Source organism: Bradyrhizobium sp. NBAIM18 (assembly GCF_020193825.1).
Classification (GTDB): domain Bacteria; phylum Pseudomonadota; class Alphaproteobacteria; order Rhizobiales; family Xanthobacteraceae; genus Bradyrhizobium; species Bradyrhizobium yuanmingense.
The window spans coordinates 1-320 of the sequence record NZ_JADYVO010000083.1 but is presented as its reverse complement, the minus strand read 5'-3'; the positions used below and the strand labels follow the sequence as shown (position 1 = coordinate 320).

At 62.5% G+C, this 320-nt stretch carries 1 protein-coding gene; it reads left to right on the top strand.

Features of this window, described 5'->3' with window-relative positions; all coding sequences use genetic code 11:
- A partial coding sequence (locus I6F17_RS37510) for a transposase (protein WP_225190491.1) occupies positions 1–280 on the top strand: 280 nt, incomplete at its 5' end.
- Positions 281–320: the final 40 nt, after the last annotated feature.

The window sequence follows — 320 nt, the reverse complement described above, 5'->3', positions numbered from 1 at the left end:
TTACGACGACGATAGCGGTAAACGCTCCGGCGCCCGTCACATCGAAGGTGGCCGTGAGCGCCTGCGTTGGGCGCTCTACAACGCGGCTCTTGCGGCATCCTCCCGCTGGAACCCGCAGCTCAAGGCTCTCTATGGTCGGCTGATCGCCGCCGGCAAACCTCATAAATGTGCGCTGGTCGCTTGCGCCAGAAAACTGCTCGTCACGATCAACGCCGTCGTCGCCCGCGGAACTCCCTGGATGGCCGAGGTGCCTCAACTCGCCAAGCTGCCAGCCGTCTGACCTCGTTTCTTTGTTCGATCAGGCGACCGTTTCTTCGTCC